The organism is Bacillus sp. 3G2, from assembly GCF_044324725.1.
In the GTDB taxonomy this organism is placed as follows: domain Bacteria; phylum Bacillota; class Bacilli; order Bacillales; family Bacillaceae_G; genus Bacillus_A; species Bacillus_A mobilis.
The window spans coordinates 1,025,795-1,050,696 of sequence record NZ_CP172246.1; the positions used below are offsets into that span (position 1 = coordinate 1,025,795).

Consider the following 24,902-nt stretch of genomic DNA (forward strand, 5'->3'; position numbering starts at 1 on the left):
GATGACGCTTCTTTTTTTAGCGCTGGAATAAAACGAGCTTGCCTGCAGAAGATGTGCAGCGATGTGTTTTTTCATACAATCCTTTTTCTTGTAAAATAGATTCACCTTTTGCTTTCGCTTCTTTTTCGGTTGCCGCCTCGAATGATTCGTCTAATGCTTTTGAACCATCTTTTTCAAAGACTGTTAGAACGTATACTCCCATGAAAATTCCCTCCAATAATAAAAATCAGAATCTTATAACTATTTTGGCATAAATCGCTAGAATATGCAAAGAAATATATGACATTGCGTGTTAAAATAAAGGGGAAGTTTTATGGGCACTAGATTTACTATTCGTAGTAAAGTACGGAAAAGAAAGGATCGTTATTTGTGAAACAAGTGAAGTTTATACATGCGGCTGATTTGCATTTGGATAGTCCGTTTAAAGGGATGGAGATGAATGTACCGCAGTCTGTTTGGGAGAGAATGAAGCAGAGTACGTTTGAATCGTTCGAGCGTATTGTTGATAAAGCGATTCAAGAGCGCGTTGATTTCGTATTACTAGCCGGGGATTTGTATGATGCGGAGACGAGGAGTTTGAGAGCGCAAGTGTTTGTGCGCGAGCAAATGAAGAGACTGTCGCAGTACGATATCCCTGTTTTTATTATTCACGGTAACCACGATCATTTAGGGGGAAGCTGGGCAGCAATTGAGTTTCCGGAAAATGTTCATGTGTTTACGGAGCCTTATGTAGAAGAGAAATCGTTTTATAAAAATGGTGAGCTAGTAGCTTCTATTTACGGGTTTAGTTATTTGCAGCAAGCGGTAACTGATAATATGACAGCGCAGTATACGAAAATGAGTGATGCGCCTTTTCATATTGGTATGCTTCACGGAAGTGTGGAAGGGGATGCAGAGCATAATCGCTATGCACCGTTTCAAATTCGTGAGCTGAAAGAAAAGCAGTTTGATTATTGGGCTCTCGGCCATATACATAAACGTGAAATTTTATCAGAAGAGCCATACATCATTTATCCAGGGAACATACAAGGACGTCATCGTAAGGAAACGGGCGAAAAGGGCGCGTACCTGATTGAACTCACGAAACAAGGAACGCAATGTTCATTTTTCCATACGGCGGATGTTGTGTGGGATGAGATAGAAGTAAGTATCGATGGACTTGAAACGGTTGATGAACTTATGACTGTGATATCAAGTGCGATGAATGAATGCCGAAGAGAAGAAGGGACGCTTTTAACTGTCGTATTTACAGGACAGGGGCCACTTTCTCCTTATTTACGTGATGAAAAACGTGTGGAAGAGATTTTTCATATTTTAGCAGCGGGCGAAGAGCGAAAAGATTTTGTATACGCGATGAAGTGGAAAAATGAGACGGTTTCGTTTGCGGAAATCGAGCGTTTGAAAGAAGAAAATCATTTCGTCGGTAGCGTGCTAAAAGAGTTAGAAGCTTTCACCAATATGGACGGCGTGCTGCGCAGTATTTGGACATCTCCTGTAGCGCGTAATAGTATTGAATCTTTTACAGAAGAAGAGAAGAAAGAGATTCAAAAAGAAGCGGAAAATATTATTTTAGAGCAATTATTCCAGCAAGAGAGGGATAAGAAATGAGAATTGAAAAACTCCATATTTATGGGTACGGAAAATTAGAAAATGTGGAAATGGATCTTTCATTGCTGACTGTTTTATATGGTGAAAATGAAGCGGGGAAATCGACAATTCGTTCATTTATGAAAAGTATTTTATTCGGTTTTCCAACGAGAGGACAACGCCGTTATGAGCCGAAAGAAGGCGGCAAGTATGGCGGTGCGATGACTGTGCAAACAGAGAAGTATGGTCGTTTGAAAATTGAACGATTGCCAAAAACAGCAGCTGGTGAGGTGACCGTTTATTTTGAAGATGGGAAAACGGGCGGCGAGGAAATTTTACACGATATATTAAGCGGGATGAATGAAAGTTTATTTGAATCGGTCTTTTCATTTGATATGCACGGTCTTCAAAATATTCATCAGCTTGGTGAAGCGGATATTGGAAATTATTTATTTTCAGCAAGCGCAGTCGGAAGTGATGCGTTATTACAGCTCGATAAAAAGCTAGAGAAAGAAATGGATCAGCGCTTTAAGCCGAGTGGGCGTAAACCTGAAATTAACGTGTCACTGCAAGAAATGAAGAAGCTTGAAGAGAAGATGAAAGAGTGGCAAGGGAAAATTGGCACGTATGAAAAACAGGTCGAGCAGTTAAAAGAAAGTGAAGAGAAGCTAGCTACTGTTCGCTTGGAAAAAGAGAGTGCAGAAAAACGAAAGCAAGATTATGAAATATTAGCTGCGCTTGAACCTCTCGTTATTGAAAAGCGTGCGCATGAGAAAGTGTTAGAAAACGAGAGCGGGCAATTTCCTGTAAACGGAATGGCGCGTTATGAAGCGATTAAGGCGAAGATGGAGCCGCTCCAATTACAAGTTGATTCACTCTATAAAAAAATAGAGAATGTGCAATCGGAAATGGAATCGATTCAAATAGATGAAGCGTTTTTACAAAAAGAAAGTTATGTAGAAGAACTTCGTATGCAGCACATGTCTTATGAAAATGCACGTCAAGAAATGCGTGATGTGACAGGAACGATTACGAATATAAAAGAAGAACTGGCAGAATTAGAGCAACAAATCGGTGCTACGTTTGAAAAAGAAACAGTCCTGTCGTTTGATATGAGTTTGGCAACGAAAGAGTTAATTACGCAAGCAGTGCAAAAGGCGCGTGAATTAGAAACGCAAAAAGCACAGCTTGATGATCGTTTTAAAGTAGCGCAGGAGCAGTTAGAAGAACAAGAAGAAAACATAAGACAGATTAAGAAGCAAATGTTAGCGGATGAAGAGCGAAGTGCGTTAGCTGAGAAAGAGAAGTCGTTCCAAGATGCGGCGTTTATCGGTATGGGCGCAGAGAGAATGAATCGCAAGTATGAAGAAAAAGCAGGAGCGGCTATGCAAAAGAAAAAGCAGTGGCAAAGAGTTTGTCTTCTGTTACTTCTTATTAACACAGTCGTTTTATTTACAAGCTTATTTATAGACAATCGCCCGCTCTTATTTATTAGTGTCATTATTTTTGTAGGGATTGTTCTTGCCCTCGTTTTATATAAAGATCCGTCAAGTGGATTACAAGAAGAGCTTCTTACTCTTCAGCAAAGTGCTGGCGGGAGACAAAGTGAAGAAGCGATGTCTGTGCGCTATGCGTTAGAAAAAGATGAAGAGGTTCGTAAGCTATTTGAGCGTGAGTCATATAAGTTACAACAAATGGAGCGAGCGTATGATAAAGTCGTTTCATCGTATGAGGAATGGGAGAGAGAAACGTTCCGCATTAGCGAACAAGTAAATGTGTATAAAATGCGCTATATGTTCCCTGAATTTTATACGTATGCTCACATATTACCGGCGTTTGAGCGTATGGAAAAGATGCAGCAATTATATCGTGAGTTAGAGAAACAAGGTGCTCGGAAATCTTCATTATATGAAATGATTTCGCATTTTGAACATAAACTAGAAACTGTTATCGGTAGTGCGGAGTATAGTAAGTTGCACGAAGCGCAAAGCCGTATGCAAAATGAGAAAGAAAAGCGCCAAACTTGTAAGCAGCTAAAAGAGAAACTAGCTGAATGGCAAGAAGAATATGAGTTCATGCAAGAGCAATTGAAACAACTGTTAGTAGAACGAGATAGTTTATGGCATATCGCACATTCTACTGATGAAGAGATGTTTTTAGAAGCGGGTAAACTATCGAAAAAACGTGAAGATGCTGAGAAGCAAGTAGGGCGTTTGTTACCGCAAATTGATTTGTTAGAACAGCGTTTAACGAGTTTATCATTAGCTGAACATTATGAGGCTGACGGTTATGATGAAAAATTAAAGCAAGAAATGACAACCGCGCAAAACTGTCTTACAAAGGAAAAAGAATTGACAGAGCGCATTGCGAAGCATCGTATGGAAATTGAGAATTTAGAAGAAGGAAGTACGTATGGTGATTTACTACACGAATGGGAAATGAAAAAAGCGCAAGTGCGTGAACAAGTGAAGAAGTGGGCTGCGTATGCGGCCGCAAAGACAGTGTTAACGAAAACGAAGCAATATTATCACGAAGTACATCTTCCTCGTATTTTACAAAAATCAGAAGAGTACTTTGTGTATTTAACAGGCGGACGCTATAGTAAAATCTTTTCACCGTCAGAGGCAGAGCCGTTCATCGTTGAGCGTAACGATGGTATGCGTTTTTACAGTCATGAACTAAGCCAAGCGACAGCAGAACAGTTATATTTATCGTTACGATTTGCGTTAGCGAAAACATTTGAGCATGATTATCCGTTCATTATTGATGATAGTTTCGTGCATTTTGATGCGGTAAGGACGAATCGTACGATTGAACTTATAAAGGAAATTGCGAAAGACAGACAAGTCATCTTCTTTACATGTCATGCGCATTTACTAACGTATTTTACAGAAAAACAGATTATAAAATTAGTGCGTAAGCGTAAAGAAAATGAGTTGTAGTGTGCTATACTAAAAGTAACTGATATGGTGGAGGAATTCGAATGAAAAAGAAAATTGCAGAATATGAAGTTGGTGAACAAGTCGATGTTTTCTTGTTAATTAAAACAGCGACAAAAGGTCTAGCAAGCAATGGAAAGCCGTTTTTAACAGTAATCTTACAAGATCCAAGTGGAGATATTGAAGCGAAGCTATGGGACGTATCACCAGAAGTTGAGAAACAATATGTAGCGGAAACAATCGTTAAAGTAGCTGGTGACATTCTAAACTACAAAGGACGTATTCAATTACGTGTGAAACAAATCCGAGTTGCGAATGAAAATGAAGTAACGGATATCTCAGACTTCGTAGAAAAAGCACCAGTGAAAAAAGAAGATATGGTCGAGAAAATTACGCAATACATATTTGAAATGAGAAACCCGAACATTCAACGTCTAACAAGACATTTATTAAATAAGCATCAAAACGAATTTTTAGAATATCCAGCAGCGACAAAGAACCATCACGAATTCGTATCTGGATTAGCGTATCACGTCGTATCGATGCTTGATTTAGCGAAAGCTATCTCAAATCTATACCCATCATTAGATAAAGACTTACTATACGCAGGCGTTATTTTACACGACCTTGGTAAAGTAATCGAATTATCTGGCCCAATTTCTACAACATACACGTTAGAAGGAAATTTACTAGGCCACATTTCTATTATGGTGAACGAAATTGGTAAAGCAGCAGACGAGCTGAACATCGATGCAGAAGAAGTATTAATTCTTCAACACATCGTCCTTTCTCACCACGGAAAAGCAGAATGGGGTAGCCCAAAACCACCTTTAGTAAAAGAAGCAGAAATTCTGCACTACATCGATAACTTAGATGCAAAAATGAACATGATGGACCGCGCATTAGGACGCACAAAACCAGGCGAATACACAGAGCGTGTCTTCGCACTTGATAATCGTTCGTTCTATAAACCGACGTTCCATAATTAATAATGTGAATCAAATGGCCTCATTAAGTGTTAATACGCTTAGTGAGGCTGTTGTATAATGATAATAAAGTTATTGAATTTTGATTATTAAAAAGCTAAGAGCCTTACTACATTCTACGTAGCAAGGCTCTTTAAAGTTGTTTCAAATTACATCCATCTGTTCGTTCAAGTGTAACTATTCGTAATTATTTGATATTATACAGGTGAATAGAAAGATAAATTAAAATTTAGTTTCGTAGTTGTAAAAGGAGGTTATTTATATTATTCTCTTATAATTTTCCAAAAAGGAGAGTTTATGAAAAAGATTATTGTTTTTGTATTAACGATATTTATATTATTCTCAGGATTTGCAACACAAAGTTATGCGTTGTCAGATTCGCAATCTACGGCAATACAAGCGTTGCTAGATGATGCCTGTCGTATATCAGGTGTGCCGGGAATGTCAATCTCAATACTTGCTGATGATGAAGTGTTCTACTTTTCTTCAGGGTATGCAGACCGTGAAAAGGGGTTGTCTGCAAGTGAAAATACACTCTATGAGTTAGCCTCGGTCAGTAAAGCTTTTACCGGTATGGGCATTATGCTATTGGAAGAGCAAGGGCTGCTCTCAATGACTGACCCTGTCCAAAAATATTTACCTTGGTTTACGTTAAAGTATCAAGGGAAACCTGTTGATATGCAAAGCCTTACACTAAATAACTTTCTTCACCATACCAGTGGTCTAACAAATATTAGGCATACTCAAAGTATTCCACAAGGCAATACACCGGATATGTTGCAAAGGACTGTAGAAATGCTCGTGGATGCTGAATTGGCGTTCCCTCCCGGTGAACAGTATAACTATGGAACCGTTAATTATGACGTATTGGGTTTGGTTATTGAGATTGTGTCGCGACAAAGCTATGAAGACTTTATGAAGGAACAGGTATTTCAGCCGTTAGGTCTTCACCAGACGTATGTTTATAAAGAAGCTGCTCAAGCCACTGGACAGCTGGCACAGGGCTACCGTTCTTCCTTTTTTATGACAACTCCATTTAAAGCTCCGGATTATGCTGGGAATAAACCCGCAGGCTACATCATTTCTAATACAAAAGATATGGCGCGTTGGATGGGCATACAGATGGGGATCGTGCAGGACATACCCGAAATATTTCACATGGTTATCGAAAAATCACATAGGGGTGATATGTCTGTTTCGGCTGTTAACGGTATGTATTATGCGGCAGGCTGGTCCGTAAACGCCGAACAAACGATTATAGAACACACTGGGGGCAATCCAAATTTCAGAACCGAAGTAGTCATACTGCCAAATGAACGAACAGCCGTCTCCTTGCTGAGCAACGGCACAAATACCAATATAAATATGGTACTAAAAGTTAAAGATATATTAGAAGGCAATCTAACTCAGTCATATGAAATAAGCGGCACACAGCTTTTGGATATCATTTTGTCGTCTATCACAATTATTCTTTGCCTATTGGCCGTTTTGCTATTTCTCTTAGGATTACGCAGAAGGAAAACGAATAATCAGCAGCCAATGACAAAAAAGAGAATAACCGTAACAGTTATTTTCCTGACTGCTACGATTGCCCTAGGTATACTGTGCTGTGCTTTCGATTGGGCAACAATACTTATTTGGCAAACATATAGTGTTCTTACAGCTTTGATTTCGTCAACATTATTAACAGCAAGCATTACATGGTTTGTATACACTCACCGATAAAATACCTCGCTCCTAAGATTAGCATAATGTTAAGTCATTAAATTTCGATTTATCCCGCTTTAATGAGCAGTAAGACCACATCTCCAAATTCAGCGAAAGCAAAGAAGTTAGGTGGGAGTCGGGCTGTCCGTAAACGTCCGATTGGTGAGGGCTAATAATCAGTGGGGGATGAAGAAAACCCCCACTGATTAAAGTTTCACTTTATTAAAAATGAAATAAAATAGTTAAGAAGTACGCATGGGTGTAACGAAGAACAAATAAAACATATCTTGCCACTAGAATGGGAGCATATCAACTTTTAAATTGAGTACCGCCAGCATTTCAGAAAAAATATGTTAAGCAAAAAATACAATAAGCTGTCCATATGGGCAGCTTAGTTACATAATCCTCGTTATTGGAAGTTATTCTACATTGTTCTTAAATAAACGTAATATTTGTTGAGCATCTGTATCCCTTATTATGTAATGTTCTAGATTTTTTTGTTCTTCATTATCTTGACGAGCAATTATAACTTTTTTATCCTCTAGCCAAATTAAATATGTTTCATTGGAACCATCTTGGTAATTTACATTCATTTGATAATCAATATTTGCTTTGGCCTCATCATCTAGCAAAAGAGGAATAACTCTTTCTCGATCCTTATCTATTCCTGTATGTTCCATGGATTTAATAATTTGATCAAACTGTAGATTTATAACTGCTTTTTTATTTTTTACCTTAGTGGATATAAGCTCAATGTTCTTTATTTCCTTTCCTTGAAAGAAAATAGGTTTACGATTTTCCTCTTGTTGTATTGAGGCAGTTTTTACTTTTGTTTGTTCAGTAGTAGATGTACTACCAGTGTTTGTCTCAGTCGAACAAGCGGATAGATATAGGAATAATGATAAGGTCAGTAATGATATATTTTTATTCATAAATTAACTCCTTTCTTTTATAGATAACATTCCTTTTCAACATGTAATAAACCTTTTTAAAGGGGAGAAGTTGTCTACTCTTCGTATGAATACTTTATCCCGCGTTAATGGACAGTAAAACCCCACTGATTATTAGCCTTCACTTTATCATTCTCCAGTTCAAAATGTTATCCAATAAAAAAATATCTCGAATTTGAGATAAATTACTTGCTTTTTAATCACTTGAGTTGTAAAGTGATAGTAACGAAAGCGATTGAGTCATATGAAAAACATACACTCAGTTGCTTTCGGTATACAAAACAAAGTAATTTATAAATGGATTCAGTGCAGCTTATTCAGTAAAAACTACGATTAAGCTATAAAAACATAATGAGCATAAATTGAAAAGTTAATAACCATATTATTTGTTGGAAATATTATTTTTTAGATATCACTTGACTAGTAAAATGAAACGGAGGAATTATCAATGTATGAAATTAAAGGGCATCATCACATTTCAATGGTTACAAAAAACGGAAGTGAGAATAATCACTTTTATAAAAACGTACTTGGTTTGCGCCGTGTGAAAATGACGGTAAACCAAGATGATCCGTCAATGTATCACTTATTTTATGGAGATAAAACAGGAAGTCCAGGTACGGAACTATCATTTTTTGAAATGCCTTTAGTAGGAAAAACGTACCGTGGTACGAATGCAATTACGCGAATCGGATTACTCGTTCCTTCAGAGGAAAGCTTACATTACTGGAAAGAACGATTTGAGAGATTTGATGTAAAACATAGTGAAATAACAACATATGCAAATCGTCCTGCTTTGCAATTTGAGGATGCGGAAGGTCTTCGCCTCGTGTTACTCGTTTCAAACGGAGAAAAAGTGGAGCACTGGGAAACGTGGGAGAAATCAGAAGTTCCTGCACAGCATCAAATTCAAGGAATGGGTTCTGTGGAAATGACAGTGCGTAGACTTGATAAACTGGCGAGTACATTAACAGATATATTTGGTTATACAGAGATTAGCCGAAGCGATGAAGAAGCGATTTTCCAGTCTATTAAAGGAGAAGCCTTCGGAGAAATCGTTGTGAAATATTTGGATGGTCCTACTGAAAAGCCGGGCCGTGGTAGCATTCACCATTTGGCAATTCGTGTAAAAAACGATGCAGAGCTAGCTTATTGGGAAGAACAGGTGATACAAAAAGGTTTCCATTCTTCAGGCATTATCGACCGTTTCTACTTTAAAAGCTTATACTTCCGCGAATCAAACGGAATCCTATTTGAAATTGCGACAGATGGACCAGGATTTACAGTTGATGGGGATGTAGAGCATTTAGGAGAAAAACTTGATTTACCGCCGTTCTTAGAAGATCAGCGAGCAGAAATTGAAGCGAAATTAGCACCTATTGAAGAGAAATAATAGAAGAGAAAATATAAAATTTAAAACCATTGGAGGAATATAAAATGAACCAATTAAAAGGAATTCACCACGTTACAGCAATTACAAGTAGTGCAGAAAAGAACTATGAGTTTTTCACTCACGTTTTAGGAATGCGTTTAGTTAAAAAAACAGTAAACCAAGATGATATTCAAACGTACCATTTATTCTTTGCAGACGATAAAGGTAGTGCAGGAACAGATATGACATTCTTTGATTTCCCAGGTATTCCAAAAGGAGTACATGGTACAAATGAGATTTCAAAAACTTCATTCCGTGTTCCAACTGATGCAGCATTAGCGTATTGGGTAAAACGTTTTGACCGTCTTGAAGTGGAGCATACAGGAATTAAAGAGCAATTTGGTAAGAAAACTCTTTCTTTCGTTGATTTTGATGATCAACACTATCAGTTAATCTCTGATGAATTAGATAACGGGATCGAGTCAGGTACACCGTGGCAAAATGGTCCAGTTCCATTAGAATATGCGATTACTGGCTTAGGCCCTGTATTCATTCGTATCGCAAACTTTAGTTTCTTTAAAGAAGTGTTAGAGAAAGTTCTATTATTTAAAGAGATTGCGCAAGAAGGAGAATTCTATTTATTTGAAGTAAACGGAGGCGGAAACGGTGCTTCTGTCATTGTAGAACATAATACGGTTCTTCCTGAAGCAAGACAAGGATTTGGTACAGTGCACCATGCTGCATTCCGCGTAGAAAATCGTGCTGTATTAGAAGAATGGATTGAGAGAATCGGTAGCGTTGGCCTTCCGTCATCTGGATATGTAGATCGTCACTTCTTCGAGTCATTATACGCAAGAGTTGCACCACAAATTTTATTTGAATTCGCAACAGACGGCCCAGGATTTATGGGAGATGAGCCATACGAAACACTTGGTGAAAAGTTATCATTACCTCCGTTCCTAGAGCCAAAACGTGAAGAAATTGAAAAACTAGTTCGTCCAATTGATACAGTAAGAAGCACGAAGGAATTTATTAAAGAGTAACAATAGAGATAGTAAGTAGGAGAGCAAGTAGTTTTAGCTGATCGCTGGAACTGCTTGTTTTTTTATTTGGGTTATAAAATTTTCTGAAAAATGTTTCTCAAGTTTTTAAAATAGAAATATTTGGTATAATTCATTTAAATTATAAATTTTCTGACAATTATTTTTCAATACATAGAAAAGAGGTGATACTATACAATTTTGATAATTGTATAAATATCCTAATTTTGTAAGTTTGAGAAAAGGAGATGCAGGTGTATGGGAGCAGATGTAGTAACAAGGGAGCAAATGAAACATTCTTTAGATGATTGGTATCGTGTAATGTTGCAGCAAAATATAGAGAAAGCAACGGAGATGAAGGAAGAGATTGATAGTAAGATTAGTGGGTTGGATGTGGATCAGGAATTATCTTTGTATTTTACGTTATTAGATTTTAGATATAAAATGCTGACGGATTGGTTAAATATAAAAGAAAATAGTTTTGAAAGAATAGAATCTTTTGAAGTTCCAACTGAAGGATTTTTAGCATATTATTATCATTTTTTTAAAGGGATATATTGTACTTCAATGTCTAAATATAATGATGCAAAGGAAAGTTATGAAAAGGCAAATATACTACTGAAATACGTTTCGCACTCTTTAGAGAATGCTGAGTTTGATTATCGTATGGGTAATTTTTACTATCAAACGTATCAACAAGTTAATGCAATTGATTATTTGAGAAAAGCAAAAGAGGAGTTCAAAAAACATATAGGTTGCGAAATAAATATAGCGCTATGTGAAAATGCTTTTGGTCTGTGTTGTATTGATTTGAAAAATTACGAACTCGCGGAAGAAAGCTTAAATGCTGCTATGGATATTTTTCAAAAGGTAAATTATGAAAAATATATTTTAATGGTGCGTCATAATTTAGCCTTTTTGTATGCTAGTCAAGATTTATCGGAACTTGCAGTTCGCCATGCATCCGAAGTTACAAAAAAACAGCCGAAATTTTTTAAAGCGCTATTTGTTGAAGCGCGTGAATGTTATAAATTAGGGCAATATCAATTGGCAGCAGATCTGGTTGAAAAAGGTTTGGATATTTGTAAAGAATTAAATAAGGAAGAGTTTCACTATCGTTTTATGATTTTGAAAAGTGTAAACGAAAAATCACCTACATTAAGCTTAGAGCAAGTAGTTTTAGAAGGTATTACTTATTTTGAAAAAGAAGAGCTATGGGGTTGTATACAGGAATACGCTGAAATGTTAGCTCTAAGGTTTCATAAAGAAGAGAATCACAATAAAGCAAGTCACTATTTTCACATGAGTCATAAAGCTCAAAAAAAATTATTAAAAAAAGGAGCGCTAAAATAATGAAAAAGATTCACTTTGGAATGTTGGGGATTGCGTTAGTAGGTGCGTTATCAATTGGAGTTAACAGTGCGTTTACAAATCAAGCATTAAATATAGGAGAGACAGGCGGAGCACCAGCAAGACCAGATTATGTTAGCTTCAATAAAGGCGACGGAGGAGCGCCAGTAAAACCGGACTATACTAGAGGCGACACAGGCGGAGCACCAGCAGATAATAGAGGTGACGGCGGAGTAAGCCAGCTATAATAACAAAGAAAAGGACTTCAACATGAAGTCCTTTTCTTTATTATGAGGCCATGCAGAGAAAAGAATTGACTTACTTTAAATATGTAACTATAATAGTTACAAAATAACCATCAATAATAGAAGTGAGTAATATTTTTTTAGTATAATTGTAACTGTATTGGTTACAATTAAAATTAATCATAAAACAACCAAATAATGTAAAAACTTTAAATAGCAACAAGAGAAAGGAGACGGGAATGTTGAAACGGTTTAAGTTTTATTTTATTAGCGGTATTGTGCTCGTTTTGTTAATTATATGTAACTTCGTTGATAAGCCGATTGCGAAGGTTAAAGAAGTGAAAGATACTGTTATGATGAAGGTAAATACGAAAGAGAATATGGCGCAAATTGATGGACAGACGATTTATTTTAAGCAAATTGGCGTAGGGAAACCGCCTTTACTTATGCTTCACGGGTTTGGTGGTTCATCTGATGGATTTAGTGATATTTACCCGGAACTTGCACGAGATCACACGATTATAGCGGTTGATATTTTAGGATTTGGACGTTCTTCGAAGCCGGTTGATTTTCAGTATTCGTTTCCTGCGCAAGTGAATTTATATTATAAGTTAATGAAAAAACTCGGATACGATCAGTTCGCAGTACTTGGTCATTCGATGGGCGGAGAGATGTCTCTAAATTTAGCGTATTTATATCCGGATGCAGTAACGCATCTCATTTTAGCGGATTCTACAGGGATAGAGTCTTTCCAGCAAAAAGAAAGTTATGAAGTGCCGCCGCTATCAACAGACTTACAAACTGTAACAGAGATTACGGATTATAATAAAAATGCAGTGAAAAATAGTCGCGACGATAAAGAACATTATGATCAGTTGACGAAAATGAGAGAGCGCCGCATCGCGATGGAAGCAGACAAAATTAAGGTACCGACTTTAATTATATGGGGACGACACGATAAGAGCGTTTCTTGGAAAAATGGTGAACTGTATCATCAGCTATTTACGGATAGTACGTTCCATATCATTGAAAAAGGATACCACGCACCGTTTCGCCAGGAACCAATAGAGTTTATGGAATATGTACAAGCGTTCTTCGCGAAGAATCCACAATAAATTTTAAGCATAAATCCACTTCTTTTCTCATACAGTGAAACTAATAAGGCTTGTCTAAGGAAAGGAATGAAGTACAGTGGAAACTTTACCATGGTGGGTGTATCTTGTAATCGTAGGGATCGTATTAAGTGGCTACATGGTTTTATATACTTCAAAAAAAGAGCAAGAGATGGATAATGAATTTATCGAAAAAGAAGGCGAAGTATATATGAAGCGTTTAGAAGAAGAGCGTGAGAAACGTAATCAGGATAGTGATAAAGATTCGGTGTTATTATAAGTAACAGAGAGAAGTTATCTGAAAAGGCTGTGAGGTACAGTCTGTGTAAGATAGCTTCTTTTATTAGTGGAAGCTTGGATATTCATATTTTGAATATCTATAGAGAAATTTAGTGTAAAGTCTATATGATAAGAGTGGGGATTATTTTGAATTAGAATTGTACAAGAACTGGATAAGATATAATCGCTAAAGCAACGAATAATTTGAACTTTGTATATAGTTGATTCTTAATTGTGAAGATATAATAAACGCTATAAGTGTTGAGATAAGAAATCTATCGTTTTTTTATGTGGATTTAGATAGATTTTTTTATGATTTTTTGTTGACTATAGTCAACGCTTTTTATGACTAAATTCGGAATTAAATAGGTTTTGATAATTAAATTCGGAATGAATGTGGGATTAAATGGTTTTTGATAATTAAATTCGGAATAAATGTGGAATTAAATGGTTTTCGATAATTAAATTCAGAATAAATATGGAATTAAATGGTTTTTATTAATTAAATTCAGAATAAATATAGGATTAAATGGTTTTTGATAATTAAATTCAGAATAAATGTGGGATTAAATGGTTTTTGATAATTAAATTCAGAATAAATATGGAATTAAATGGTTTTTATTAATTAAATTCAGAACGAATATGGAATTTAATGGTTTTTATTAATTAAATTCAGTTTGAATAGAGAGTTAAATAGGGTAAATAATAGATTTTTTTATTGATTATAGTCAATGTTTTTGATAATATTATGAGTGTTAGCTATACCAGATTATTATATTTTGGTAAACAGTGGTAAATATTAGAAATAATATTTAGATAGTGCAAACAAATTTTGCAATGAATCTAAAAAGGCGTTGTCTCTTTTTGGCGAAAGAAACAATTCAAAGATATATACCAGGTTATTAAAAATTGGTAAATAGTGATATTAAACGAACGTTAAATTTAATTAATATTAGAAGTAACATTTAGATATTGCAAACAATGTTTGCAGAGTATTAAAAACCCCTTTCCTTTTGGCGAAAGAAAGAGGTCTTTAAATTAATGTATGTATCTATTATGCAGCAACATGATAGATACGTGTTTCGAAATAATGATTTATCATTCGGTTCAGAAGCCAATGGTAGTATTCATACCATAATGTTTGCGTGTGGTATTGAAGGATTAGTGTTAGTAATAGGGCTATAAAGATTACTAACAAGCCCCCAAAATGGTATTTTGCTTGTTTCCAGATTACTAAGATTGTAATCTCTTTGCTAAAAATTGGGCATAAAGCATTGTAGATCGCGACAGTGCAACTGAAAATTGCTCCTAATAATGAAGATGTAATATTTTCCATTATTAATGACTCCTTTTGTTTTATATTTGTATAAAAAAGGGAATTCTTGTGGATTTTTAGTCAATAAAAAAACCGTTAGAAAACGGCAGTTTTCAACTAAATATGTAAAAGTAAACCAAGAGAAATTCTTTTTATACATTTTTAAAGTATCATACTATTCGGATTTGGTCAATGTATTTCCGGATGTTTTCTGCATCCAAAAAAGAAAGCGCTTTCTGTTAATCTTTCTGAAACAGAGGGCGTTTTTTGTATTTTACTTAAAGTTTTTGTTGTCCATCTTCTATTTTAAATAATAATGGTAGTAGGCTGTTAGAGCGAAACGTGTTGTATCTATAGAAACAGTAACCACCCAAACCCAAATTCATACACTATGATAGAGGTTTTTCACCTAATAACCGGATGAAAAAGGAGTGTAATGATGAAGAAACGTACTGTTAATGAAGCGGGAGGGAATGTGCCACAGCCAATACGGAGCGATGGAGCAGGTGCGATTGATTCAGGGCCGCGTAATGTAATGCGGGATATTCAAAATCCGAATATGCTTGTGCCGCCTATTACGGATGCGGGATTAGTTCCTAATTTGAAATTTTCGTTCTCAGATACTTCTATGATTTTAAAACAAGGTGGGTGGTCTCGGGAGATTACTGTTCGGGAACTGCCGGTTTCAACTACGATTGCTGGGGTCAATATGAGCTTAACGGCCGGCGGAGTACGAGAACTTCATTGGCATAAAGAGGCGGAATGGGCGTATATGCTTTTAGGACGGGCACGGATAACAGCTGTTGATCAAAATGGACGGAATTTTATTGCTGATGTTGGCCCGGGTGATCTTTGGTATTTTCCGCCTGGCATTCCGCACTCGATTCAAGGGTTGGAGCATTGTGAATTTCTACTCGTTTTCGATGATGGACATTTTTCGGATTTATCTACTTTAGCTATTTCCGACTGGTTTGCGCATATGCCAAAAGAAGTGTTATCGGCTAATTTTGGCGTGCCAGAGAGTGCTTTTCATTCTATCCCTTCAGATCAAGTTTATATTTATCAAGGAGAGGTGCCGGGTTCGCTTGAGAGTCAGGAAGTCCAGTCACCAAAAGGAGAAGTTCCTTTAACGTTTAAACACGAATTGTTAAAACAAAATCCGATTACAACTCCTGGTGGTAGCGTCCGAATTGTAGACTCTACAAATTTTCCTATCTCAAAAACAATTGCAGCGGCACTCGTTGAAGTTGAGCCTGGTGGAATGAGAGAACTTCATTGGCACCCAAATAATGATGAATGGCAATATTATCTTACCGGGCAAGCAAGAATGACTGTGTTTCTTGGGAATGGTACAGCTCGTACATTTGATTATAGAGCTGGTGATGTCGGGTACGTCCCATTTGCGACTGGACACTATATTCAAAATACAGGTGAAGAAACATTATGGTTTTTAGAGATGTTCAGAAGCAATCGTTTTGAAGATGTATCGTTAAATCAATGGATGGCACTGACTCCTAAAGAAATAGTGGAAAGTAATATACATGTTGGGCCGCAATTCATGGATTCCTTGCGTAAGGAGAAGTGGCCTGTTGTGAAATATCCGGGGTTTTCATATAACCGAAAATCTGAGGGATAAAAATGGAGGTATGCGCTATTCTTTCTATAGAAGTATAGGAAGCGATGGCGTTTTTTTGTTTGCGTGGATAAATTGAAAGAATTTCCCCGCACTAGCTGTTCTTTCTACTCAAATTGTGTACTATAAAGGATAGGATGACATAAAGAAGGGGACATTTAGAATGGAATTTCATGAACAGAAGATTTTGCCGGCAGTGAGGCAAATTAAAGATTTGGAAAAGCTATTACATAGTTCGTATGAGTATATTGTTATTTTAGATATTCATGTCGGTCAATTGAAGAGTGTCGTGTCACTTGCGAAGCAATATTGTAAGAAGGTATTTTTACATGTGGATTTAATTCATGGTTTGCAGAGTGATGGACATGCGACGGAGTATTTATGCCAAGAGTTTAGACCGTACGGGTTACTTTCGACAAAGGCGAGTGTAATTATGAAGGCGAAGCAAAAGGGTGTTGTTTCAATTCAACGCATCTTTTTAATTGATTCTAGCGCGATGGAAAAGAGCTGTAATTTGCTAGAAAAGACGAAGCCGGATTATATAGAGGTGCTTCCTGGTGCGCTAACGGATGTGATTGCTGAGGTGAAAGAGCGTACTGGTGTCCCGATTTTAGCGGGTGGTTTCATTCGTACTGTGGAAGATGTTGAAAGAGCTTTAAATGCTGGTGCGACAGCAATTACGACATCAAAACGCGAACTATGGAAACATTACCAAAAAAAGTGACGAAAATGTGAAAAAATTCTGTTGACACCGCTTTCATGAAAGGTTAACATTATAGACAAGTTAATAAACGTGACGGAGAAAAGAAGAGATCCACATTTCATTGTTTCTATATAAATTTATATAGAAGCGTGCAAAGCTGTGGGTCTTTTTCTTTTTACAAAAACGAATGGCCATTCATTTTACCTCTATCACATTTGGAAGCGTTTAAATTGATTGTGGAGGGATACTATGTCAGCATTTTTAGGAGAGTTAATAGGGACTGCGTTGTTAATCTTACTTGGTGGCGGCGTTTGCGCTGGTGTAAGTTTAAAGAAGTCGTTTGCGAAAGATTCTGGTTGGATTGTCATTACAATGGGCTGGGGCTTAGCGGTAGCGGTAGCAGCGTATGCAGTTGGATCAATTAGTGGGGCACATTTAAATCCGGCTTTAACGATAGGCCTTGCTTTTAAGGGAGCGTTCCCATGGAGTGACGTACCAGGTTATATCGCAGCACAAATGATTGGGGCAATTATCGGGGCAGTTCTTGTATATTTACATTACTTACCACACTGGAAAGAAACAGAAGATCCAGGAACAAAGTTAGGCGTATTTGCAACAGGTCCAGCAATTCCGAACACATTTACAAACCTTTTAAGTGAAATGATTGGAACATTCGTTTTAGTATTTGGTATATTAGCAATTGGAGCAAATAAATTTGCAGATGGTTTAAATCCATTTATCGTAGGTTTCTTAATTGTAAGTATTGGTTTATCATTAGGTGGAACAACAGGATACGCGATTAACCCGGCTCGTGATTTAGGTCCGCGTATCGCACACTTCTTCCTTCCGATTGCAGGAAAAGGCGGTTCAAACTGGAAGTATGCATGGATTCCCGTAGTTGGTCCAATTTTAGGTGGATCACTTGCAGGATTATTCCATCAAGTTGTATTTGAAGGAAAACAAAATGTAGCACTTATTTATGTGATTATTGCAACTGTGATTGTACTAGCAATCTCTTATATGACAAGTAAAAAAAGTGAAAGCAATACAAATAGTAGAAAAGTAGCATAGGGGGAAACCGATATGAAAAAATATATTCTTTCTTTAGACCAAGGAACAACTAGCTCACGCGCAATTCTGTTCAATAAAAAAGGTGAAATTGTTCATTCAGCTCAAAAAGAGTTTACACAACATTTTCCAAAGCCAGGTTGGGTAGAGCATAACGCGCAAGAAATTTGGGGATCTATTTTAGCGGTTATCGCAACTTGCTTAAGCGAAGCAGATGTAAAACCAGAACAAATCGCTGGTATCGGTATTACGAACCAACGTGAAACAGCGGTTGTTTGGGATAAAACGACTGGAAAACCAATTTACAACGCAATCGTATGGCAATCTCGTCAAACAGTTGAAATTTGTGATGAGTTAAAAGAAAAAGGTTATAGCGAAACAGTTCGCGAAAAAACAGGTCTTTTAATTGACGCATACTTCTCTGGTACGAAAGTAAAATGGATTTTAGATAACGTTGAAGGTGCAAGAGAAAAAGCAGAAAACGGCGATCTATTATTCGGAACAATTGATACGTGGCTTGTATGGAAACTATCTGGTGGTAAAGCGCACGTAACAGATTACTCAAATGCATCACGTACATTAATGTTTAACATTCACGACTTACAGTGGGATGATGAGCTTCTAGATATGTTAACAGTGCCAAAGAGTATGCTTCCAGAAGTACGTCCATCATCTGAAATTTACGGAGAAACAATTGACTATCACTTCTTCGGTCAAAACGTACCGATTGCAGGTGTAGCTGGTGACCAACAAGCAGCATTATTTGGACAAGCTTGTTTCGGTGAAGGTATGGCGAAGAACACTTACGGAACTGGTTGCTTCATGTTAATGAACACAGGTGAAAAAGCAGTAGCTTCTGAGCATGGCCTATTAACAACAATTGCATGGGGAATAGATGGTAAAGTGAACTACGCATTAGAAGGAAGTATTTTCGTAGCAGGTTCTGCAATTCAATGGTTACGTGACGGAATGCGCATGTTTAAAGATGCAAGTGAGAGTGAAGTGTACGCATCACGCGTTGCATCAACTGAAGGTGTATACGTTGTACCAGCATTCGTAGGTTTAGGTACACCGTACTGGGATAGTGAAGTACGCGGCGCTATGTTTGGTGTAACGCGCGGTACGACGAAAGAGCACTTCATTCGTGCAACGCTAGAATCTTTAGCTTACCAAACGAAAGATGTATTATGCGCAATGGAAGCAGATTCAGGTATTGAACTGAACACATTACGCGTAGATGGCGGAGCTGTTAAAAATAACTTCTTAATGAAGTTCCAAAGTGATATTTTAGCTGTTCCTGTAGAGCGTCCGGTGATCAACGAAACGACAGCTTTAGGTGCAGCGTACTTAGCTGGTCTTGCGGTTGGATATTGGAAAAACCAAGATGAAATTAAAGAACAGTGGCATATGGACAAACGCTTTGAACCAACGATGGAAGCGGAAACAAGCGAAGAGCTATATGCTGGATGGAAAAAAGCAATTGAAGCAACAAAAGCTTTCAAATAATCATAAACAGTGTTATAATGGTGACAAGTTAATAATTCGGTAGGAGATTTGGAGAGACCACAACGCGCTATAGAGGCGAAATCTATAGCGGAGTTTGTGGTCTCTTTTTTCGTTATCAAAGGGAGGAATTACCATGAAATTTTCAAGTAAACAACGTAAAGACGTATTAAACGGAGTAAATAAACAAGAGTTAGATGTGATCGTAATTGGTGGAGGTATTACTGGTTCTGGTATTGCATTAGATGGAGCAACACGCGGGTTATCAACAATTGTGTTTGAAATGCAGGACTTTGCAGCAGGTACATCAAGTCGTTCAACGAAGCTTGTACACGGTGGTCTACGTTATTTAAAACAACTTGAAGTGAAAATGGTAGCAGAGGTGGGTAAAGAGCGTGCGATCGTATATGAGAACGGTCCCCATGTAACAACACCAGAGTGGATGTTACTTCCGTTCCATACAGGCGGTACGTTCGGATCATTCAGTACATCAATTGGTCTTCGTGTATACGACTTCTTAGCAGGCGTAAAACGAAGCGAGCGCAGAAAAATGTTTAACCGCGAAGAAACATTAAACAAAGAGCCTCTTGTAAAACAAGAAGGATTAAAAGGCGGCGGTTACTACGTAGAATATCGTACAGACGATGCGCGTCTTACAATTGAAGTAATGAAAGAAGCAATTGAACACGGTGCGAAAGCTGTTAACTACGCAAAAGTAGACAGTTTCTTATATAAAGATGGAAAAGTATGTGGTGTACGTGTAATCGATTTACTAGATGGAGAAGTATATGAAGTGTACGGTAAGAAAATTGTAAACGCAGCTGGTCCTTGGGTAGATACACTGCGTGAAAAAGATAACTCGAAAAAAGGAAAAGTACTTCAGTTATCAAAAGGTGTTCACTTAGTAATTGACCAAAAACGTTTCCCATTAGGCCAAGCGATTTACTTCGATACACCAGATAAACGTATGGTGTTCGCGATTCCTCGCGGCGGAAAAACATACGTAGGTACAACAGATACGTTCTATGATAAAGACGCAGCTGTACCGCACATGACAACAGAAGATCGCACATACATCATTAATGCGATTAACTACATGTTCCCGAGCGTAAAAATTACGGAGAAAGACATTGAGTCAAGTTGGGCTGGTGTACGTCCGTTAATTTATGAAGAAGGTAAGAATGCATCTGAAATTTCTCGTAAAGATGAAATTTGGACTTCTGAATCTGGTTTAATTACAATCGCAGGTGGTAAATTAACTGGATACCGCAAAATGGCTGAAATGGTAGTAGACTACGTAACGAATCTATTACAAAAAGAAGGTCATAGTGCATATGCGAAGAGCGACACGAAACATATGCCAATCTCTGGTGGACATGTAGATGGTTCACACGGATTCCCAGCATTCGTTGCGAAAAAAGCAGGCGAAGGTACGAAATACGGTTTAACGACAGCACAAGCAGAAGAATTCGCGAAATTCTACGGCTCTAACGTAGACGTATTATTCGACTTAGCGAAAAAACATAAAGACGAAGCGAAAGAATACAATATGCCGCTAGACGTTCTAATCCCACTTGTATACGCAATGGATTACGAAATGACAGCAAAACCAGTTGACTTCTTCGTACGCCGCAGAGGCGCTGTATTCTTCAACATCCACTGGGTATACGAGTGGAAAGAAGCAGTAATCAACTACATGGCTGCGAAACTAGGCTGGAGCAAAGAAGAGCAAATGAAATACACAGCAGAACTAGAAAAAGCATTAACAGACGCTGTAATTCCTGTAGATCAACAAGAACAGGCAGCTGCGTTAGCGTAAAATAGAAAACCACCTGAAGGGGAGCCTTTAGGTGGTTTTTGTGTGTTATGTATCGGTTTTGATATTAGCAAGCCATCTTTGTATGGTCATGAAATATTAGATTCTTTAAGTGAGTGTTAGGATGAAAGAGGACTCAATTAAATCGGTTCTCTTTTTAATATAGCGATGAGGGGAATCTTGACGATAGAAAACAAAACCCTTATTGCAAACTTAAAAAGCGCCTTGGGAGAGAGGCGCTCTTTAGGTGAATGTATTGTAACGACTATTCGGTTTATTATATGTAAGTGGCTGGGGAAGTGTTTTATCAAAAATGTTATTGCCAACCGGATTTTTTTATAAATTTATAAAACTTTTCCATACAGTACGTCGTCTAATATATGGGAAGGAGGAAATAGTGTGGATGAATTAACGGTAGAAGCGTTTGAAATAGAAGATAAGGAACTCCTTATCGATGAGATTATGAATAAGTATGGACAAGAAGTCCTGCAGCTTGTGTATTCATATGTGAATAATAAAGAGATTGCTGAGGATGTAACGCAAGATATATTTGTGAAATGTTATAAATCTCTTCATACATACAAAGGGAAGTCAAATGTGAAAACGTGGCTGTGGAGAATTGCGATTAATCAATGTAAGGACTATATAAAAAGTTGGTATAACAAAAAGGTGATCGTGACAGAGGATGAATCTGCTTATATGGGGATTCAAAATGATAGTGTCGAACAAACTGTTATTCAAAATGCTGAGGACCGTGAGCTCGCTTCTGCGGTAATGAATTTACCGATAAAATATCGAGAAGTCATTTATCTATTTTATTATGAAGAGTTATCAATTAAGGAGATTGCTACAGTAATAGAAGTGAAGGAAAATACGATAAAAACGAGACTGAAAAAAGCGAAGGAGCTTTTGAAGAAAGGATTGGAGGAATAATCAAATGGAAGATCGATTAAAAGGCCTGCGAAAATCAATGGAGAATACAACGTTTAAACATTTGAGTTTTTCTGATCAGCACCGGAAGCGGGTACGTGAAAAAATCAATCAATCGTCCGAAAAGGAAGAAGATATCCTTTTAGCAGTGTTGCAACTTCTTATGAATGAAAAAACAGGTTATGAATTGATTCAGTTACTGCGTGGGAGAGGGATTCAAAAATTCGAAGGTGATGAAGGGTCTCTATACACAGTATTACATCGTCTAGAACAGAACCGTTTTATCCAATCTAGTTGGGATCATGCAGGAGTGAAATATTATCAATTAAATGATAAAGGAAGAAAGATGCTGCGAAAGGCAGAAAAAAATGCTACGAAGGTACAATTTATATTAAAAGGCTTAGTACAGGAGTGAGGCGAAATTGAATAAAAAAGGGGAGCGTTTTGTAAGCGAGGTTACGAATCATATTAAATCAAAAGAAGCAAAGAGCTTTGTAACAACTGAGCTAGACTTTCACTTAAAACAGACGAAGAATATGTGGATGGATAAAGGATTAAGCGAGGAAATTGCTGAAGAAAAAGCTGTTGAACAAATGGGGAGTCCGATTAAACTAGGGCAAGAACTTAATAAACTTCATAAGCCAAAGGTGGATTGGTTTTTACTTATTTTATTAGTGGCTGCTATGGGACTGGGTTTTTTACCAGTTATAGCTTTTGGATATATGGATGACTTACTAATGAATAAGGTAATATCTGTTATTCTCGGCATTGCAACAGTTGTAGTGATGATGCTGATTGATTACCGGAAATTAGAGAGATTTGGGTGGCTGTTTTACACAATTGGTGTACTTATTTTGTTAATATTATATTGTTTTCCGAGCGTTTCGGTGGCTGGAGAACCGTTAATAAAAATTGGGCCCGTTGCAATTAGTCGTTTAATGGCAGTGCCGTTCTTTTTTCAAGCCTGGGCTTCTTTTTTCAATAATAGTAGGTTGAAAGTTAGGTATCTCGTCGCTTTATATTTATTTTCGCTATATTTATTCTTAATTGGATCCGCTTTTTCAACAATGTTTATTTATATCGCAATGGTCTTCGTTATGCTTTGGTGGAGTAAATTAGGAAAGAAAACGGCAGTGATTATTACAGCTGTACCCATTTGTTTATTTATTATTAAGGTATTCTTTTCCGTGACCTCAGCAAAAACATACTACTTGGAGAGATTTTTAGGGTATATAAATCCAGAGAGTGATGCGCGTGGCGCAGGGTTTATGTATATACGTTTAAAAGAGGCGATGTCGTCAGCAGGTTGGTTTGGTACAGCTGGAGATACAAGGTTCATCCCTGCTGGAGATACTGATTTTGTATTTGCTAGTTTGACTTACTATTATGGATATTGGCTTGCGCTCATTCTTGTCTTAGTTCTTTCTCTTTTTACAGCAAGATTAATAGTCATCTCTTATAAAATAAATGATCGGTACGGTAAATTGCTGCTCGTTGGTGGAGTGACTCTTTTTGTATTCCAGTTCATTTATAATGTTGGAATGATACTAGGATTATTGCCGCATGCTGCTATATCCTTACCTTTTATTAGCTACGGATTAACGCCGACTGTATTTCATGCGCTTATAATGGGGATCGTGCTGAGTGTATATCGGCGTAAAGATATGCCGTTTAGAATAAGAAAAACACCTTGATACTTATATAAGTTACATGTAAAAGAGTGCATTATTATGATCAAGTATAGACGTAAATAGATAGCAGAAGAGGGTTATGATAAATAACCCTCTTTTTATGTTGTAATAAGCGAACTTGCTTTAATAGATGTACATAATTCAGAACGAGAAATTGATTCAGCTAGCTGTTGTAAATAGGTATATTCTTCCGCATCTTTTTCGGAAGTGTTAGGATCCAATAAAGGTGAAGAAAGAAGTACATCAATCGTAAGTATATCCGAATCATGAGAAGTGATGTTATAACCTGCAAATACAGGTCGTTTTAAGTCTTTTACTTTTTGAATCATCTGATGGAATTTCGTAACACTTATATTGATTTTTGCTAATGGGAAGCATTTTTGGTTGGGATTCTCGATGGTCTTTCTAGTTTTATAATCGTATACGTAATAGTACTTTTCTTGTTCTTCTAGTTTTTGCAACTCTTGCGTTAATAAATGGTATGTATCTGTAAGACCAGTTGTGAGTGTATCGTGTTCTGCGCCAACTAATAATGTGATAGGTCTTGGTGATGAGATTGAGAGAGGGCAGATGTTTAGGTCGGTAAAAGTAGGATTAGATTGTAAAATGGTATGTAATTTTTCAGTAGGAAACACGCCGTCATAGATAGCAATAAAATAATGGTTCATCTTTTCAC

The 24,902-nt window shown here is 37.1% G+C and carries 22 protein-coding genes; 19 read left to right on the top strand and 3 right to left on the bottom strand.

From position 1 onward, the window contains the following. Positions 1–16: 16 nt before the first annotated feature. Complete coding sequence (locus tag ACHZK0_RS05250) at positions 17–202, bottom strand: YhzD family protein (protein WP_000539551.1); 186 nt, start codon at positions 200–202, stop codon at positions 17–19. A 167-nt stretch (positions 203–369) separates the two neighbouring features. Between ACHZK0_RS05250 and ACHZK0_RS05255 the strand changes: the two genes are divergently transcribed. From ACHZK0_RS05255 to ACHZK0_RS05270, 4 genes are all read left to right on the top strand, one after another. Further along, the gene (locus tag ACHZK0_RS05255; RefSeq protein ID WP_395761283.1) at positions 370–1,608 is read left to right on the top strand and encodes a metallophosphoesterase family protein; all 1,239 of its coding nucleotides are present in this window, start codon (positions 370–372) and stop codon (positions 1,606–1,608) included. Next, positions 1,605–4,529 carry an ATP-binding protein gene (locus tag ACHZK0_RS05260; protein ID WP_395761284.1) on the top strand — a complete coding sequence of 975 codons (2,925 nt, stop codon included), beginning with the start codon at positions 1,605–1,607 and terminating at the stop codon, positions 4,527–4,529. The genes ACHZK0_RS05255 and ACHZK0_RS05260 overlap by 4 nt, the downstream gene beginning before the upstream one ends. Positions 4,530–4,570: 41 nt before the next feature. Then, the gene (yhaM, locus tag ACHZK0_RS05265) at positions 4,571–5,515 is read left to right on the top strand and encodes a 3'-5' exoribonuclease YhaM (protein WP_000726650.1); all 945 of its coding nucleotides are present in this window, start codon (positions 4,571–4,573) and stop codon (positions 5,513–5,515) included. Between the two features lie 294 nt (positions 5,516–5,809). After that, positions 5,810–7,237, top strand: a complete 1,428-nt coding sequence (locus tag ACHZK0_RS05270) for a serine hydrolase domain-containing protein (RefSeq protein WP_395761285.1) — start codon at positions 5,810–5,812, stop codon at positions 7,235–7,237. Positions 7,238–7,638: 401 nt separating this feature from the next. Here the strand turns inward: ACHZK0_RS05270 and ACHZK0_RS05275 are convergent, their stop codons facing one another. Beyond that, positions 7,639–8,151 carry a hypothetical protein gene (locus ACHZK0_RS05275; protein WP_332298641.1) on the bottom strand — a complete coding sequence of 171 codons (513 nt, stop codon included), beginning with the start codon at positions 8,149–8,151 and terminating at the stop codon, positions 7,639–7,641. 466 nt (positions 8,152–8,617) lie between these two features. Between ACHZK0_RS05275 and ACHZK0_RS05280 the strand changes: the two genes are divergently transcribed. The 15 genes from ACHZK0_RS05280 (at position 8,618) to ACHZK0_RS05350 (ending at position 24,229) form a co-directional block, all read left to right on the top strand. Next, a complete protein-coding gene (locus ACHZK0_RS05280; RefSeq protein WP_262742860.1) occupies positions 8,618–9,562 on the top strand; it encodes a ring-cleaving dioxygenase in 945 nt (314 codons plus the stop codon). 44 nt (positions 9,563–9,606) lie between these two features. Then, a complete protein-coding gene (locus ACHZK0_RS05285; RefSeq protein WP_270343577.1) occupies positions 9,607–10,584 on the top strand; it encodes a ring-cleaving dioxygenase in 978 nt (325 codons plus the stop codon). Positions 10,585–10,839: 255 nt separating this feature from the next. Then, positions 10,840–11,934, top strand: a complete 1,095-nt coding sequence (locus ACHZK0_RS05290) for a hypothetical protein (RefSeq protein ID WP_395761286.1) — start codon at positions 10,840–10,842, stop codon at positions 11,932–11,934. Beyond that, positions 11,934–12,179, top strand: a complete 246-nt coding sequence (locus ACHZK0_RS05295) for a Phr family secreted Rap phosphatase inhibitor (protein WP_395761287.1) — start codon at positions 11,934–11,936, stop codon at positions 12,177–12,179. Before ACHZK0_RS05290 ends, ACHZK0_RS05295 begins: the two co-directional genes overlap by 1 nt. Positions 12,180–12,418: 239 nt before the next feature. Further along, the gene (locus ACHZK0_RS05300) at positions 12,419–13,291 is read left to right on the top strand and encodes an alpha/beta fold hydrolase (protein ID WP_395761693.1); all 873 of its coding nucleotides are present in this window, start codon (positions 12,419–12,421) and stop codon (positions 13,289–13,291) included. 76 nt (positions 13,292–13,367) lie between these two features. Next, on the top strand, positions 13,368–13,568 hold the full coding sequence (locus tag ACHZK0_RS05305; RefSeq protein WP_000449229.1) for a sporulation YhaL family protein: 201 nt from the start codon (positions 13,368–13,370) through the stop codon (positions 13,566–13,568). 1,040 nt (positions 13,569–14,608) lie between these two features. Beyond that, a complete protein-coding gene (locus ACHZK0_RS05310) occupies positions 14,609–14,752 on the top strand; it encodes a hypothetical protein (RefSeq protein WP_395761288.1) in 144 nt (47 codons plus the stop codon). 569 nt (positions 14,753–15,321) lie between these two features. Further along, positions 15,322–16,518 (top strand): oxalate decarboxylase family bicupin, encoded by a 1,197-nt coding sequence (locus ACHZK0_RS05315; RefSeq protein WP_395761289.1) that lies wholly within the window; start codon positions 15,322–15,324, stop codon positions 16,516–16,518. Between the two features lie 160 nt (positions 16,519–16,678). Beyond that, positions 16,679–17,239 carry a glycerol uptake operon antiterminator GlpP gene (gene glpP / locus ACHZK0_RS05320; protein WP_061678705.1) on the top strand — a complete coding sequence of 187 codons (561 nt, stop codon included), beginning with the start codon at positions 16,679–16,681 and terminating at the stop codon, positions 17,237–17,239. A gap of 228 nt (positions 17,240–17,467) precedes the next feature. Then, positions 17,468–18,289 carry a glycerol uptake facilitator protein GlpF gene (gene glpF, locus ACHZK0_RS05325; protein WP_064473812.1) on the top strand — a complete coding sequence of 274 codons (822 nt, stop codon included), beginning with the start codon at positions 17,468–17,470 and terminating at the stop codon, positions 18,287–18,289. A 12-nt stretch (positions 18,290–18,301) separates the two neighbouring features. After that, a complete protein-coding gene (gene glpK / locus ACHZK0_RS05330) occupies positions 18,302–19,792 on the top strand; it encodes a glycerol kinase GlpK (protein ID WP_262742853.1) in 1,491 nt (496 codons plus the stop codon). Between the two features lie 133 nt (positions 19,793–19,925). Beyond that, the gene (gene glpD, locus ACHZK0_RS05335) at positions 19,926–21,608 is read left to right on the top strand and encodes an aerobic glycerol-3-phosphate dehydrogenase (RefSeq protein WP_270606712.1); all 1,683 of its coding nucleotides are present in this window, start codon (positions 19,926–19,928) and stop codon (positions 21,606–21,608) included. 396 nt (positions 21,609–22,004) lie between these two features. After that, positions 22,005–22,538: a sigma-70 family RNA polymerase sigma factor gene (locus tag ACHZK0_RS05340; RefSeq protein ID WP_270343592.1), complete on the top strand. Its 534-nt coding sequence runs from the start codon at positions 22,005–22,007 to the stop codon at positions 22,536–22,538. 4 nt (positions 22,539–22,542) lie between these two features. Beyond that, the gene (locus ACHZK0_RS05345; protein WP_262742850.1) at positions 22,543–22,950 is read left to right on the top strand and encodes a PadR family transcriptional regulator; all 408 of its coding nucleotides are present in this window, start codon (positions 22,543–22,545) and stop codon (positions 22,948–22,950) included. Between the two features lie 7 nt (positions 22,951–22,957). Beyond that, positions 22,958–24,229, top strand: coding sequence for an FtsW/RodA/SpoVE family cell cycle protein (locus ACHZK0_RS05350; protein ID WP_395761290.1), 1,272 nt, complete (start codon positions 22,958–22,960; stop codon positions 24,227–24,229). A gap of 95 nt (positions 24,230–24,324) precedes the next feature. On the opposite strand, the gene ACHZK0_RS05355 is transcribed toward ACHZK0_RS05350, so the two are convergent. Further along, a complete protein-coding gene (locus ACHZK0_RS05355) occupies positions 24,325–24,894 on the bottom strand; it encodes a hypothetical protein (RefSeq protein ID WP_395761291.1) in 570 nt (189 codons plus the stop codon). Positions 24,895–24,902 lie beyond the last annotated feature (8 nt).